This window comes from Paenarthrobacter sp. NyZ202 (genome assembly GCF_049860755.1).
Taxonomy (GTDB): Bacteria; Actinomycetota; Actinomycetes; order Actinomycetales; family Micrococcaceae; genus Arthrobacter.
The window spans coordinates 3,023,267-3,036,862 of the sequence record NZ_CP187556.1 but is presented as its reverse complement, the minus strand read 5'-3'; the positions used below and the strand labels follow the sequence as shown (position 1 = coordinate 3,036,862).

Annotated in this window: 9 protein-coding genes; 4 read left to right on the top strand and 5 right to left on the bottom strand. The window is 64.8% G+C overall.

The window, feature by feature from the left end; genetic code table 11:
* Positions 1-7 precede the first annotated feature (7 nt).
* Positions 8-1,273: a glycoside hydrolase family 3 N-terminal domain-containing protein gene (locus ACPFL9_RS14020; protein WP_426003395.1), complete on the top strand. Its 1,266-nt coding sequence runs from the start codon at positions 8-10 to the stop codon at positions 1,271-1,273.
* A gap of 87 nt (positions 1,274-1,360) precedes the next feature.
* Here ACPFL9_RS14020 and ACPFL9_RS14015 read toward each other — a convergent pair whose 3' ends face one another.
* The 4 genes from ACPFL9_RS14015 to ACPFL9_RS14000 form a co-directional block, all read right to left on the bottom strand.
* The gene (locus ACPFL9_RS14015) at positions 1,361-2,098 is read right to left on the bottom strand and encodes an amino acid ABC transporter ATP-binding protein (RefSeq protein WP_426003394.1); all 738 of its coding nucleotides are present in this window, start codon (positions 2,096-2,098) and stop codon (positions 1,361-1,363) included.
* Entirely contained in the window at positions 2,095-2,859 is a 765-nt protein-coding gene (locus tag ACPFL9_RS14010; protein ID WP_426003392.1) for an amino acid ABC transporter permease, read from the bottom strand. Before ACPFL9_RS14010 ends, ACPFL9_RS14015 begins: the two co-directional genes overlap by 4 nt.
* A 12-nt stretch (positions 2,860-2,871) precedes the next feature.
* Positions 2,872-3,822, bottom strand: coding sequence for an ABC transporter substrate-binding protein (locus ACPFL9_RS14005; RefSeq protein ID WP_426003390.1), 951 nt, complete (start codon positions 3,820-3,822; stop codon positions 2,872-2,874).
* Positions 3,823-4,139: 317 nt separating this feature from the next.
* Positions 4,140-4,850 carry a 3'-5' exonuclease gene (locus tag ACPFL9_RS14000; RefSeq protein WP_426003389.1) on the bottom strand — a complete coding sequence of 237 codons (711 nt, stop codon included), beginning with the start codon at positions 4,848-4,850 and terminating at the stop codon, positions 4,140-4,142.
* Positions 4,851-4,915: 65 nt separating this feature from the next.
* Between ACPFL9_RS14000 and ACPFL9_RS13995 the strand changes: the two genes are divergently transcribed.
* From ACPFL9_RS13995 to ACPFL9_RS13985, 3 genes are read left to right on the top strand one after another with little or no spacing between them, the layout of a single operon-like run.
* Positions 4,916-5,332 carry an MGMT family protein gene (locus ACPFL9_RS13995; RefSeq protein ID WP_426003387.1) on the top strand — a complete coding sequence of 139 codons (417 nt, stop codon included), beginning with the start codon at positions 4,916-4,918 and terminating at the stop codon, positions 5,330-5,332.
* The gene (locus ACPFL9_RS13990) at positions 5,329-8,733 is read left to right on the top strand and encodes an ATP-dependent helicase (protein WP_426003386.1); all 3,405 of its coding nucleotides are present in this window, start codon (positions 5,329-5,331) and stop codon (positions 8,731-8,733) included. Before ACPFL9_RS13995 ends, ACPFL9_RS13990 begins: the two co-directional genes overlap by 4 nt.
* Positions 8,730-12,275 (top strand): ATP-dependent helicase, encoded by a 3,546-nt coding sequence (locus tag ACPFL9_RS13985; RefSeq protein WP_426003384.1) that lies wholly within the window; start codon positions 8,730-8,732, stop codon positions 12,273-12,275. Before ACPFL9_RS13990 ends, ACPFL9_RS13985 begins: the two co-directional genes overlap by 4 nt.
* A 6-nt stretch (positions 12,276-12,281) precedes the next feature.
* Here ACPFL9_RS13985 and ACPFL9_RS13980 read toward each other — a convergent pair whose 3' ends face one another.
* On the bottom strand, positions 12,282-13,595 hold the full coding sequence (locus ACPFL9_RS13980) for a phosphotransferase (RefSeq protein WP_426003382.1): 1,314 nt from the start codon (positions 13,593-13,595) through the stop codon (positions 12,282-12,284).
* Position 13,596: the final 1 nt, after the last annotated feature.

Below are 13,596 nucleotides of genomic sequence, written 5' to 3'. Positions count from 1 at the left end.
GTTTGCCATGCGCACGTCCCAGCCAGCAGCATTCTCCCGTCTGAAGTTGGTGGCCGCCGGAGCCCTTGTCCTGATGGTCGGGGGTTGTTCCGGCGGCACTGGCGCACCGGGTCCGACGCCCTCCGGAAACGCCACGTCAACGCCGACGGCCGCCACCGTTACGCCCCCGCCCCCGGCCACCCCGCAAGCCGGGACAGGATCTCCGCCAGCGGCCTCCACGGTCCCGCCTGCTGCCGCGACGCCGGCGGAGGAACAGTTGGCCAGGCTCAGCCTCGAACAACGTGTGGGGCAACTCTTCATGGTCGCAGCGAAGGCCACCGGCGCCGAGCCTGGCACCCTGGAGGCGTTGAAGAGCTATCACGCGGGCAACGTGTACCTCAGCGGTCGAAGCAAGGCCGGGGCGGCAGCTACCGCCGACGTTGTTGCCTCCCTGACCGCTACGGTCTCGCCGGAGACCACCGGCGGACTTCCGCTCTTCGTGGCCACCGACCAGGAGGGTGGCTATGTGCAGGTCCTGTCGGGTCCCGGGTTTTCAACCATCCCTACGGCCGTGGAGCAGGCCCAGGCCGGTCCTGCCAAGCTCAGGGCGAATGCCGCACTATGGGGCAAGGAGCTCGTGTCTGCCGGAATCAACGTCAACCTTGCACCCGTCCTGGATACGGTGCCCAGTCCCGACTTTGCACCCTCGAATGCACCCATCGGCCGGTTCCAGCGCGAATATGGCTACACCCCGGCCCAGGTCTCTTCCCTGGGCAACGCCTTTGCCCAGGGAATGCAGGACGCCGGCGTGGATCCGGTGGTCAAACACTACCCGGGGCTTGGCAAGGTAGTCCCCAACACGGACGTCAGCAGGGATGTCCGGGACACTGCCACCACCCGCAACGATCCTGCGCTGGAACCCTTCAACGCAGCCATCAGGAACGGGGCGGATTGGGTCATGGTTTCGAATGCCTATTACGACAAGATCGACCCCGCAGCCATTGCGCCCTTCTCGCCGGTCGTCATGGAATCCATGCTCCGGCAGGACGCCGGCTTTACGGGCATTATTCTGTCCGACGACGTCTGCAGTGCCGCGCAACTGGAGCCGTGGACCGACGCTGACCGCGCGCTTAACTTCTTCGGCGCGGGTGGCACCATGCTGGTGTGCGCCGATCCCACCAGCATTCCGGCCATGTACGGGGCGGTCCTGGACAGGGCCGGGAAGGACCCGGCCTTCCGCGCCAGAATCGATGCCGCGGCGCTGACTGTCATCAGGGTGAAAACCGGGCAATAGCCGGCAGGACCAGACAGAAAAACCCCGCCTCCATCCCTTGCGGTCATGGAAGCGGGGTCTGCTGGTTCAGTGCTGGAGAACGTCCGGCTAGAGAACGTCCGAAAGGAATCCCTGAAGACGTTCCGTCTGCGGGTTGGTGAACAGTTGTTCGGGTGGTCCCGACTCAACAACCACCCCGGCATCCATGAACGTGACTTTGTCGGAAACGTTCCTGGAGAAGCCCATCTCGTGCGTCACCACCACCATGGTCATGCCGCCCCTGGCCAGGTCTGCCATGAGGGCAAGAACGCCCTTGACCAACTCCGGATCCAGTGCGGAGGTTGCCTCGTCAAAGAACATGACCTCCGGCTTCATGGCCAGGGCACGGGCAATGGCCACACGCTGCTGTTGACCGCCGGACAGGTTGGCCGGACGGGAATCGGCCTTGTGCTTCAGGCCCACGAGGTCCAACTGATCCAAGGCTTCCGCGCGGGCCTCATCCTTGGACATGCCGCGGAGCTTGCGCAAGGCCAGGGTGATGTTCTCCGCCACCGTTTTGTGCGGGAACAGGTTGAACTGCTGGAACACCATGCCGATCCGGCGGCGGAGCTCATCCGGATTGTCCTTCAGCACCGACCGGCCGTCCAGCAGGATGTCACCCTGGTCAGGTTCGATCAGGCGGTTCATCACGCGCAGCAGGGTGGACTTACCGGAACCGGAAGGACCGATAACCGAGGCCGTGGTGCCTTTTTCCACGTGCAGATCAATACCGCGCAGCACATGGTTGCTGCCAAAGGACAGGTGGATGTTCCTGGCTGTCAGCGTTCCGGATGCGAACTCGGTCATGCTTGGGCTCCCTTTCCTACGACCGCGGCGGCGTCGTCAGGCTCTTTCTTCTCGGGCCGGCCTGAACGGAGGCGTGCGTCGATCCAGTTGACGAAGTGGGTGAGCGGGATCGTCAGGACAAGGTAGAACACAGCTGCGGCCACATAGGGAGACAGGTTGCCCGTGTTGGCTGCAGCGTCCTTGCCGATCTGGAAGATCTCGCGTTCCGTCGCCAGGAGGCCCAGGAGGAACACCAGCGACGACTCCTTGATGAGCGCGATGAACTGGTTAACCAGCGCCGGCAGCACCCTTCGGACACCCTGGGGAACAACCACCAGGCGCATGGATGCGCCGTAGCCGAACCCCAGGGCCCGGGAGGCTTCCAGCTGGCCCTTGTCCACGCTCTGGATGCCGGACCGGAAAATTTCGCCGATGTAGGCACCCGACATCAGGGACAGCGCGGCAATGGCCATGGGATACGGGCTGGTGGAGCCCGTCAGTTCCCGGATGATCGGGCCGAAACCGAACCCGATCACCAGGATGGTCAGTACCGGGGGAAGGCCGCGGAGGATGTCCGTGTAAACACGGGCAATCCACCGCGCCACAGGGTTCCGGGAGATCCCCATCAGGGCGAGGGCCATGCCCAGCAGTGTCCCGATGATGCCCGAAATGACCGCGAGCACGATCGTGTTCGGCAGGCCCACGGCGAACATCTTGGGAATGACTTCGCCCATCGCCTCCCAGTCAAGGAAGGTGTCTGCGAGTTGCTTGAGGATATCCATGGAACCCCCGGATTACTTGGCCGGGAGCTGGACGGCCTTGCTGCCCGGCTTCCAGCCCTGCGGGGTCTGCTCGGCAGCGGTCGGACGGTCCTTGTACCACTCGCTGGTCAGCTTGGTCCATGTGCCGTCCGCGATGACGGCGTCCAGGCCGGCGTTCAGCGCGTCAATGAGGGCCTGGTTGTCCTTGTTCACGGCGTAGGCGGTGAAGTTCTGGGTGTTGACGACCTTTTCGGCGATCTTGGTGTTGTCGCCTTCCTTGACCTGGCCGTCGGCCTGCTGGGACGGAGCTACCCAGGCGTCGATCTGGCCGTTCTTCACGTTGCCGTAGACCGTGTTGTAGTCCGGGAAGCGGACCGGTTCGAGGCCCAGGGTGTTGGTGACGTAGTCGTCCTGCACGGTGCCCTGGACGACGCCGATGCGGACGCCCTCCTTGAGGTCGGCGAAGCCGGCGACCTTGGCGTCGGTCTTGGTGACCACTGCCATGTAGCCAAAGTCGTAGCCGTTGGTGAAGCCGACCGTCTTGCGGCGCGCGTCCGTGGTGGAGATCGAGGAAGATCCGACGTCGAACTGCTTGTTTGCAACCTGGGAGAGCAAAGCGGAGAAGTCGGTGGAAGCGAACTCGACCTTGAGGCCCAGCTTGTCGCCGATGGCGCGCAGGAGCTCGTTGTCGTAGCCGGTGAACTTGCCGGACGGATCGATGAAGATGTTCGGCGGGGCATCGGAGAGGGTTCCAACACGCAGCGTGCCGTCAGTGATCAGGCCAAGCTTGGACTTGTCGATCTGGTCCAGGGCGGCGACATCCGCGGTGGTGTACTTGTCCAGCGTCTGCTGGTCGCTGCCTGCAAGCGCGTCGGTGGGCGAGCTGCCGGGCTCCGGGCTTCCACCGCCGCACGCGGCCAGGGAGATAACCAGGGCTGCGGCTACCGGAGCGGCAGCAAGCCACTTGGGGGCTTTGAATTTCATGAAGAAATCACTTTCATCGAGGGTCACGTCAGACGTATGCGGTGGGCGGGGAAAACAGGGCAGCAAGCAAAGGCTTCAGCCGCCGTAGCAGACTTCGACCCGCCAAACTTAATTATGTCACCAGCGTTGCAGGCCGGGTCGAATCGAAGAAATGAGTGCTCAAACTCAATTTGATCGAATTTATGGACTGTGTTGTGGCCTCAGTGGCCGAGAGTGTTCCGCTTCACGAGTCCAGTCATGAATCCCCACACGGCTCGGGGCCGCGCAGTAGATGCCGGAAAAGTTGTGACTTGCGTCGCAATAGGTAGTACTGGCGTCTAGAAACCGCCCCGGCTGGCGTCTTCCGGAGGCAGTACAGGCCATTCTCCCTCAATGACGGCAGTGGGCTTGCTTCGCCTCAGGTACTGCTGGAAGTCGGCTGCCTGCGTGGCTGCCCAGTCCACCTGCAATCCGTGCAGCGTGGAAGCCGGCATGTGGAGTTTGGGGAACTTGCCCGCCATGGCATCGAGGACACGCAGCGTTGCCAGGGCGTCCGCCGCAGACGTATGGGCGTTGTCCAGGGTTATCCCATACTCTTCGCAAAGTGCCGTGAGCGTGCGCTTGCCCTTGCGGTACCTGTCCACCTGCTTGTTCATGACGTATGGATCCAGGACCGGGAACCGGCTCAACTGGGGGACACCATGGCGTGCCGATTCGGCGGCAAGGACAGTGAAGTCGTAACTGGCGTTGAACGCGATGACTGGAGTGCCGTCGTCGAACAGGGCCTGAAGCACGCCCGCGACCTCGCGGGTGACCTCCGCCGCAGGCCGGCCTTCGGCCCGCGCTTTTTCCGTGGTGATGCCGTGGACTTCGCTGGCTTCGGCGGGAATCTCGACCCCGGGATCTGCCAGCCATTCATGCTCGCGGACGAGTTCACCGTGGGCGTCGACCACAGTGATGGAAGCCGTGACGATGCGTGCTGAGCGGGAATTCTTCCCCGTGGTTTCAAGGTCGAAAGCGGCGCGGGGGAGGGTGTTCCAGGAGCTCATGTTTTCAAGCTACCGGCTGGCCCCGACACTATGGGGCACGACACTCCTGCAGCTACGCTGAAGTCATGCGGATGGAATATGTGACGGCTGTCCTGGCCGTCGTGGATCTCGTTCCATCCGGTGCGGCCCTCTCCTATGGGGACGTCGCGGAGCTCCTGGGATCCGGCGGGCCCCGGCAGGTCGGGTCGGTCATGAGCCACTACGGCAGTTCGGCAGCGTGGTGGCGCGTCCTCAAAGCCAGCGGTGAAGCGCCGCCCGGGCATGAAGCCGAGGCGCTGCGGCATTACCTGCAGGAATCAACGCCCCTGCATGGCGCCTACGAGGCATTCCAGCGGACGGGCGAGGGGCGTTGGCGGGTGGACCTCGCCGCAGCCCGATGGGCTCCCACTGAGGCGGATTTCGACCGGTTGGATGTGATCTCGGACCACTTGGAGCGTCAGCTCCATGTTTTGTCGGTGCCCGATGATGAAATGACTGTGTGACCGCAACATCAGCAAGAATCCGCCAGGCATCTGCAGCCCTCCGCCTGCTTCCGCCACGCGAAACCCACTACGCGGCGCCCCGGCTCTCGCAGGACCAGCTCGCCGTCGTGTCGGCCGTACAGGGGAGCGGGCCGCTCCTTGTGCCTGGCGCTCCCGGCACCGGAAAGTCCACGGTCCTCGTCGAATCCGCAGTCAGGCGGGTCCGCGAGGACGGAGTCGACCCCGAGCGGATCCTGATCCTGGCCCCCGGCAGGCATGCCGCTGCGGCGCTGCGGGATACTTTCACGGGGCGGCTGGACAGAAGCTTAAGTACGACGCCGGCCCGCACCTGGGCGTCGTACGCTTTCGATCTCATCAGGCGGGCCAAAGCGGAAGGCATCCTGCCGCTGCCGCGGCCCCCGAAGCTCCTCTCCGGCCCGGAACAGGACCTCATCATCAAGGAGTTGCTGGAGGGCCACGCCCGTCCGGGCGCCGGTCTTCCGTGGCCCGAGGACTTTTCGGCGGCGCTGTCCACCCGGGGATTCAGGCACGAAATCCGTCTCCTGTTCGACCGCATCATCGAGTCCGGGCGGACCGCGGAAGACCTGGCCGCCCTGGCCCGTGAGTGCGGACGCCCGGACTGGGTGGCCGCTGCCCGGCTCTACACGGAGTACAGGGACGTCCTGGACCTGCGGATGCCGGAGGCCTTCGACCCCGCGGGCATTATCACGGCCGCCCGGCAGATTTTCCAGGAGGCTCCGGGTTTCCTCGCGGCCGAGCGCGAGCGGCTCCAGCTGATCCTGGTCGATGATGCCCAGGAGTCCAACCCGGCGGTGTTTGAACTCCTGGCGGACATTGCAGAGGCCAAGGATGCGATCGTGACGTATTCGCCGGACACTGTGGTGCAGGGCTTCCGCGGAGCCCGCCCGGACCTCGTTTCCGAGCTCCCCGTTTTGCTGGGCGGGGTCAACGGCCGCGTCACGGAGGTTCCGCTGAGCTTCACGCACCGGCACTTGCCCGGCATTGCTGACGCTTGGATCCGTGTTGCGGCCCGCATCTCGCAGCGTTCGGGCGGGCAGCTTGCCCGCCGCCTGGATCAGCCTGGGCCGGAAGCCCGTCCGGGCCCCGGAGTGCAGCCCGGAGGAGAGGGACGGCAGGAACCGGGAAAGATTGCGCCCCCTGGTGCCGGAGAGCCCTCCAGGGATGGGCAGGTCGAAGGCCACGTGCTGCCATCGGCTGTCCACGAGATGCGCTACATCGCCCAGCGGATCCTGGAGGCACAGCTGCGGGATGGCCGCACCCTGGGAGACATTGCCGTGATTGTCCGCAACGGTGGAATGATTTCGCGGTTGCAGCGTTACCTGAGCGGCCAGGGTATTCCGGTCAGGGTCCCGGTGGCTGATGCCGCTGTGCGGGACGAGGTCGCCGTCCGTCCTTTGCTCCAGGTTTTCGAAGTGGTCCTGGACCAGGAGAAGCTCACCCCGGAGGCAGCGGTTTCATTGCTGACCTCCCGGATCGGTGGGGCTTCCGCCATCGAGCTGCGCCGCCTCCGCCAGTCCCTCCGGAGGGAAGAACTGCTGGGCGGGGGTGGACGGTCCAGCGACGCGCTGCTGGTGGAAGCGCTTCTCCACCCCGGGGCATTGGCCACAGTGGGAATTGAAGGCAGCTCCGCGCGTCGTCTCTCGCGCATGATCGCCGCCGGCACCGCTGCCGTGGCCAAACCGGGCGCCAACGCCGAGTCGGTGCTGTGGGCGCTGTGGGACGCGACGGGACTCTCCTCACGCTGGGCGGAAGCTGCCGTGGATGGCGGGAACGCCGGGGCACGTGCTGACCGGGATCTCGATGCCATGATGGCCCTGTTCCATACGGCTGAGCGTTTTGTGGACCAGTTGCCGGGGTCCGGCCCCGAACAATTCCTGGACTACCTGTTGAACCAGGAACTGCCCATGGACACCCTGGCTGCCCGCGCGCAGCTGGAGGAATGCGTCGAGCTCATGACGCCCGCCAGTGCTGCCGGCAGGGAATGGCCCGTGGTGATCGTCGCCGGCCTGCAGGAAGGTGTCTGGCCCAACACCCGGCTGCGGGGTGAGCTCCTTGGCAGCACCTTGTTCGCAGATGCAGTGGAACACGGAGTCGATGACGCGCTGGGGCGGGGGCCTCTGAGTCTGTTGCGTGACATCCGGTATGACGAACTCAGGAGCTTCTCCACGGCGGTCTCGCGCGCCCGTGAAGTCCTGGTCTGCACGGCCGTTTCATCCGAGGATGAGCAGCCGTCGGCCTTTCTGGACTATGTCGCCCCCCTCGCTGCCGGAGCCATCAGGCGTGAGTACACGCCAGTGGACAGGCCCATGACGCTCCGCGCACTGGTGGCCGAACTCCGGCAGCACGTGCAGGAGGAAGACCCGCAGTCCGGACGGCCTACAGATGCTGCGCTCGAGGCAGCACGTATCCTGGCACGTCTGGCACAAGCCGGGCCCCCCGTCCCGGGGGCCCATCCGGATACGTGGTGGGGCCTTGCACCGCTCAGTTCCACGGAGCCGGTGATTCCCGCGGGAGGCGTGGTTCCGGTTTCGCCCTCCAAGGTCGAAGCCGTCCATAAGTCACCGCTCGACTGGTTCGTTCAGGCTGCCGGAGGTGAGGCTGCAACGGACTTCGCCCGAAGCCTGGGAACCTTGGTGCACGGCATCGCGCAGGAAATGCCGGAGGCATCGGGGGCGGAGTATGTCGCTGAGCTGGCCCGGCGGTGGCCTTCCCTGGGCATGAAGGACAATTGGGAAGGAAAACTCGACTTCCAACGTGCCGAACAAATGGTCCGCAAGTTGGCCCGGTACGTCCTGATCATGCGAAGCGAAGGCCGTAGCCTGCTGGCTGTGGAACACGACTTCCAAGTGGACTTACCGGACGTTGAGTTGCCTCCTGCAGGGGAGCACACGGGCGTTACGAGCCGCCGTGCCGTCCTTCGCGGCCAGGTGGACCGCCTGGAAATTGACGCCGAGGGGCGTTTGGTGATCGTCGATCTCAAAACAGGGAAAAGCCAGCCGGGTAAAGCCGAGATGGAACGGCATCCGCAATTGGGGGCCTACCAGGCCGCAGTGCTTGAAGGAGCTTTCGAGGACGCCGTCGTTACGGATACACCAGCGCCCGGCGCCGGCCCCACAGCCGGTGGTTCCGGGCGTTCACCTGGTGGCGCTGTCCTTGCCCAGCTCGGCACCAAGGCCAAGAGCCCGGCGGTCCAGCAGCAGGACCCGCTGGATGGGAAGGACAATTGGGCGGCAGAACTGGTCAACCAAGCGGCCGTCTTGATGGCCGGTGCGGCGTTCGAGGCGCGGCACGACCCCGCTAAGGGCGGACACGGGGGGCATGGGTGCCGCCTGCCTGATGTGTGTCCGCTGTGTGCAAGAGGAAAGCAGGTTACGGAATGACGATCGATCTCCTGGAGGGAGCAGACCTCAACGGAGCTTTGGCACCGGAACCCGGACCAGACCTGCCGAAACCCCGGTTCTCCCCGGCAGGACTGGCCGCGATCCTTGGTGAAAAGAACAGTCCCACCGACGAGCAATCGGGCATCATCGCTTCTCCGCTCACACCGCGCCTGGTCATCGCCGGTGCCGGTTCCGGCAAGACAGCCACCATGGCGGACCGTGTGGTGTGGCTCGTGGCCAATGGATGGGTCCGTCCCGAGGAAGTCCTGGGCGTGACCTTCACTCGCAAGGCCGCGGGGGAACTCGCTACCCGTATCAGGTCCAAGCTCGCCACGCTCCAGCGAATCGCCGCTGAAGATGATGGATCCATCGGATTCCCGGAGGGAATTTCAAGTGCCACGGACCTTGAGCCCAAAGTATCCACCTACCATTCCTACGCCAGCGGCATCGTCGCCGATTATGGTTTGCGTCTCGGGGTGGAAAAGGATGTCGTCCTGTTGGGTCAGGCCCAGTCCTGGCAACTGGCCAGCGAGGTAGTTGAAGCCTACGACGGCGATTTCGAACATTTCCGTGCCGCCAAGTCCACCTTGGTCAATGCGGTCATGCAACTCGCCGGAGAGTGCGCCGAACATTTGCAGGATCCCGGCGCGGTCCGGGATTGGGTGCTTGACCGCGTTGCCACCTTCGAACAGTTGCCGTATCTCGCCACCGCCAAGAAGAACCCTACGCAAGGTGCACTTGATCTCGCGGGCTTGCTGCGGACACGTGCCAGCGTCGCCGACATGGTGGTTCGCTACCAGCAAGCCAAACGCCAGCGTGGCGTCCTGGATTTCGGTGACCTCGTGGCCCTGGCCGCCCGTATTGCCAGTGAGATCCCTGTTGCGGCCGCAGCCGAACGCGCGCGCTACAAAGTTGTGCTCCTGGATGAGTTCCAGGACACGTCCCACGCCCAATTGGTGCTGTTCTCGCGGCTCTTCGGCCAGGGCCATGCCGTGACAGCGGTGGGGGACCCCAACCAGTCCATCTATGGGTTCCGGGGTGCTTCCGCCGGCCAGCTCTTCCATTTCGTGCAGGAGTTTCCGGTCAAGACTGCCAACCCCACCACGGGGACAGTGTCCTACGGCGTCGCTCCGACGTCCTATCTGACCACTGCATGGCGGAACGGGAGGAACATCCTGGCGGCAGCCAACATGATTGCTGCGCCTTTGAACCGGGCAGTCGCAACCACGTCCGGCCCGGGAAGTCCCGCCGGTTCAGGTCCTCATGGTGGCGGGGTGCCAGCTCTCGTGCCCAGCCCTGCCGCAACGGACGGCGTGGTATCCATGGGTCGCTTTGTCACCGACGAAGACGAAGCCTCCGCCATAGCCCGGGATGTGCAGCGTTATCAACGAACCGTGTTCGAAGAGGAGAAGGACGGAACCCCGGTTAGGCCGACCCTGGCTGTGCTGTGCCGAAGGCGTGCCCAGATGGAAAGCCTCCGCCGCGAGTTCGAACTCCAGGGAATCGCCTACGAAATCGTGGGTTTGGGGGGACTCCTCGATACTCCGGAAGTCGTGGACCTGGTGGCAACACTGAGGGTCCTGGCCGACCCCGGACGTTCAGATTCCTTGATGCGGCTCCTTGCGGGTGCCCGCTGGAGGATCGGCCCGGCGGACCTGATGGCCTTTCATGATTGGTCCAGGTTCCTCGCGCGCAGGCGCGAAACCCACGCCGATGATTCCCCAGCCGACCAACCCGAGGACGCAGCAGTCGTGGTGGAGAGCGACATCACGGACGCGTCCAGCCTGGTAGAAGCCTTGGACTTCCTTCCCAAGCCGGGGTGGACGTCAGCGCAGGGCAGGACCCTGGGGCCGATCGCCCTGGCGCGGTTGCAGTCCTTGGCTGCCGAGCTTCGGACGCTGCGAACATTTGTCGGTGACGACCTCACGACGCTCCTCAATGAGGTCGAACGTTCCATGCTGCTGGACATTGAAGTCGCTGCCAAGCCGGGTGTCAGCATCCACCAGGCGCGCCGGAACCTGGATGCGTTCCAGGATGCGGCTGCCGGGTTCCTCCAGACGTCCCAACGGATCGATCTCCTGGCATTCCTGTCCTGGCTGGAAGCTGCAGCGTCCGAAGAAGGCGGGTTGGACGTGGCGCCGGCGGAGACCAACCGCGAAGCCGTCCAGTTGCTGACCGTCCATGCCTCCAAAGGCCTGGAATGGGATGTTGTCTTCGTGCCGGGGCTCAATGACGGCTCCTTTCCCAGCAACAGGGACTCCCGCTGGACCAGCGGGGCGGCCGCCTTGCCGTGGCCTCTCCGGGGTGACCGGGCTGATCTTCCCCAGTGGGACACTGACCAGCCGGACCAAAAGGGCTGGTTGGATGCGGAGAAGGTTTTCAAAGCCGATGTCCAGGCGCACGGTGAAGCCGAGGAGAGACGTCTTGCATATGTGGCCTACACCCGGGCCAAATTCGTGCTGTGGGTTTCCAGCGCGGCGTGGAACGGTTCACGTGCCGGCATCGCCGGGATGTCCCCGTTCCTCGCTGAACTGGCACCCCTGGCCGGTGTCGGGGAGACCGCGGAACGCCCGTCCGGGATGGCGGGATCAGCAGCTGTGGTGCATCCGCAGTCAGTCGCAGAGGACTTCCTCCCCGGCAGCAGCCCGCTAACCAGCGTCCTGGAAGTCGCGGAATTCCCCTACGACCCCTTGGAAGGCCCCATCGACCCACGGACCGGTCACCGCTTGAGGCTTGTTCCGGGCCGACGCGCCGCCATGGACCGTGCCGCTGGTCTGGTGAGGGAGTTCATGGAACAGCCCGGGAACGGTGCGGCATCAACAGATCTCCCGGGAATTGCGGGCAAGTGGTCCGCGGAAGCCGACTTGTTGCTTGACCGCCAGCGGGGACGGAACCTTGGCCAGGACGTACATCTGCCGAGCCATATCTCTGCCTCGCTCTTCGTGGACCTGGGCGCGGACCCGTCCGGCGTGCTCGCACGGTTGCGCCGACCCGTTCCACGGGAGCCGGGGATGTCGGCGCGTCAAGGTACCGCGTTCCATGCCTGGGTGGAAGAGTATTTCGGCACCGCGGGAATGCTGGACCTTGACGAGGCCCCGGGCTCGGACGCCCATATCGATGAGGCCTATGGCCTCGACCAGATGGTGGCCGCGTTCAAAAAGTCGGAGTGGGCCCACCGTGAACCCGCCTTTATCGAGGTTCCCGTCGAAACGAGGATCGGCGACGTCGTTGTCCGCGGCCGCATCGACGCCGTGTTCCAGGATGCGGACGGCCAGTGGCAATTGATCGACTGGAAGACGGGACGACGCCCCACGGGCCAACAACTGGCCATCCGGTCAGTCCAGTTGGCTGTGTACAGGCTTGCATGGGCGAGGCTGAAAGGCGTGCCGCTGGAGGAAGTCAGCGCGGCGTTTTATTACGTCGCCGAGGACGCCGTGGTCCGGCCGCACGATCTTGGCACGGCGGAGGATCTCGAGCGGATCATCGTCGGCGCCCTCAGCAGGCAGCGTTCTGCGGAGACCGTTGAGCGAGTGACGCCTTGACCGTGGTCAGGGCACCGCTTTGACCACGGTCAAGGCGGTGGTCGAGGTATCGTCAACCGCACTAAATGCCGGCGCCTGTTCCTGCTTTTCCTGCGTGGCGTCCGGGCCGTCGTTCTCAACGCTCTGATCGCTGGTGCGTGCGTCGGACGCCGGCCCCGTGGGAGTGTCATGCGCCTCCCCGGGGGCGTCCTGGGCGGGCGGGACAGCGTCCGCGCGTGGTTCCGGCGCTGTTTGCACAGCGGGACGTATGGACGAGACCGACACCGGTGCGGCGCCGTCGGGCATGGCGCTGTCGGGGATGGCGGCGACGGTGACCGCAGCCGACTGCGGCGCAACCTGCGGCACCCCGGTGGCGGCGGTTTCCGGGTCGGCGTCACCGGGGTGACCTGCCTGGGCGTCCTGTTCCTCCTGGGCCTCGATGTCCTCAGCCAGCGTCTTGAGCATGGATTCGGCTTCCGCTGTCATGTCCTCATGCCCCACAGCCATGGCTTTGACCAGGTACTGCGCCAAAGCGAATTCCGCCAGGAGCGCAGCACGCCGAAGGAGGTGCGCGTCAGGGGATTCCCGACGTGCCTTGGTGTACTGGTGCAGGACAGCTTCCACGAACGCCGCCTCGTTCGACGCCACCAGCCAGGCGAAGTCGTCTGCAGGATCACCGATCCGGAGGTCGGTCCAGCCCGTGACGGCGGTCACGGCGTTGTGGTGGATCATCAGGTTGTCTTCATGAAGATCTCCATGAACCACCGACGTGTTGAAGCGCCACAAGGCGACGTCTTCCAATGCGTGTTCCCACCGGCGCAGCAGCGACGCCGGGATCTTTCCGGTAGTGGCCGCCTGATCCAGCTCATTGAGTTTGCGCTGGCGGAACTCGTTGGCTGAGTAGCTTGGAAGGTCGGCGTTCGTGACCAGTGCCAAGGGAAGGTCATGGATCGCAGCCAGTGCTGTACCGACCTCCCGCGCCAAGGCAGGGCTTGCCGACGACAATTCCTCGATGGAAAGAGTGGAGCCTTGCAGGTGGGCGTAGACGAACGTCGTGAGGGCACCCTGGCGGACGGTGCCTGCGACCGTCGGTACGTGGAAAGGGAGTTCGGCCCTGATGGCAGGCGCAAAGGCGCGCAGGACCATGAGCTCTGTTTCCAGGCGCGTACTCGCCTCGGGATGCCGCGGGGAACGGACGCGCCAGCGCTTGCCTTCCGCGTCGAGCAGCAACGCTGAATCGAAGTCGGCGTCGTCGTCGGGGGAAAAGGCTGTAGCCGTCGGTGCCAGGCCGGGCACCGCCGCAGTTGCTACAGCGGCCAGTTCGAGCGGTGTTCTTCTCACG